The organism is Ileibacterium valens (genome assembly GCF_001945525.1).
In the GTDB taxonomy this organism is placed as follows: domain Bacteria; phylum Bacillota_I; class Bacilli_A; order Erysipelotrichales; family Erysipelotrichaceae; genus Ileibacterium; species Ileibacterium valens.
In genome coordinates this window covers 1-1,393 of the sequence record NZ_MPJW01000016.1, presented here as the reverse complement: position 1 = coordinate 1,393, position 1,393 = coordinate 1, and the positions used below count along the sequence as shown (strand labels likewise).

Annotated in this window: 1 protein-coding gene and 1 pseudogene; both read left to right on the top strand. The window is 40.6% G+C overall.

Annotated features, from left to right (window positions below):
- Nucleotides 1–714: 714 nt before the first annotated feature.
- A pseudogene (locus BO222_RS14345) lies at nt 715–993 on the top strand (AlbA family DNA-binding domain-containing protein); the annotation flags it as partial.
- A gap of 112 nt (nt 994–1,105) precedes the next feature.
- The coding region (tnpA, locus tag BO222_RS00315; RefSeq protein ID WP_198931968.1) for an IS66 family insertion sequence element accessory protein TnpA at nt 1,106–1,393 on the top strand (288 nt) is incomplete at its 3' end.

Below are 1,393 nucleotides of genomic sequence, written 5' to 3'. Positions count from 1 at the left end.
AAAATTGTAGGGGATTCCTATCGTCTGAAAGATAAGCAATTTGAATTTCGAGAGGACTAAACAGTCCGGCCTCCCCCCAGGCGCCCGCGCGAGTGCAAATTGGGGGAATAGAGAGGGGTCAGGTATTGGCTGCTATAGTTAATACCTGACCCCTCTCTATTCCCCCAATTCATTACCCAAACTGTTAATTGTTTGGTTGCCCAAAATGTTAATAAATAACTTGACTCCGAACAGAAGGCGGCAGAATAACTGGTAAATAAAGTTGTTTCTCCTGTTTTTATAGGAGATTTCTTTGCTTTAGCAAGCTGATTCGACAGAAAAAATTAAAGAATTTGAGAATAATCCTGAACTGAATTAACCATACCAAGCAATTGGCTAGTCCTTGAAATGTAGAAAAAAAGAGGTGGTCTATGTCATCAAAAAGTAAATTGCAAAAGCCAGTAAAAGCAATACGTAGAAAGAATCGATTAAAAAGGATTAGGCAGATGTGTCTATCGCTTTTTCTACTTTGCTTGACTTTTATAGGATATCGTTGGCTTAAAAGCAGAGTTTCAAGCACGGCTTTCAATATTTCTGATAAGGGTGATTTTTATATTGTCGGAAAGAATGGAATTGCAAGTTATCTGATACAGATGGAATCCCAGTTATCGATGATGAAACTCAGGTTGATATCTATCTGAACAATATTAATCCTATGGTTAAACAGTATCGGGATTTGCAAATAGTGGAAGCGGAACAATAACATTCGGCGTTGATGACCAAACTCGCGATCCGATTGGTCTTACTAATCTGGAGAAGAATGCAGCCCTGATTGAAAATAGAATCAACGATACGTTATCTCCAATACCAGGCTTTGAAGTTCAGATTGATAAGAAGAATAAGCTGATTGATTTAATTGTGTTTGAAGGTGAAGATAAACCTTATTATTCTGGGCAAACAGCATATAGTCGCAAAGGAGCTCATACAGTTCCAATTAGCATTCCTGAGCTTTAAAAGCTGATTCTTAACAGAAATAAGCAATCGTAGTAACCTTTTAAAATTTGCACGGGCTTAGATCCTCCGGTTCCAGTCGATATTCTGTATTCGACTAGAACTGGAGGATTTTATGCATAATTATCTGTTTTCCAAATCCCGTGAACTGAATCAGGAACAGTGGATGAACCTGGTTGATCAATACCAGGTGTCAGGTCTGACTCAGGCTGGCTTCTGCGTCCAAAACGGCCTGGCTTTATCCACCTTCCAGTACTGGCGCAGAAAAGCTGCCGCCGTATCGCCTGCTTCAGCGGCTCTTGAATTCGTAGAAATTGACAGGACGGTCTTCCTGGATTTGGAAGGATCAGACGAGAGTCCAAAGCCGGTGATTGAAATCACTGACAGCGACCGAACGATCCGT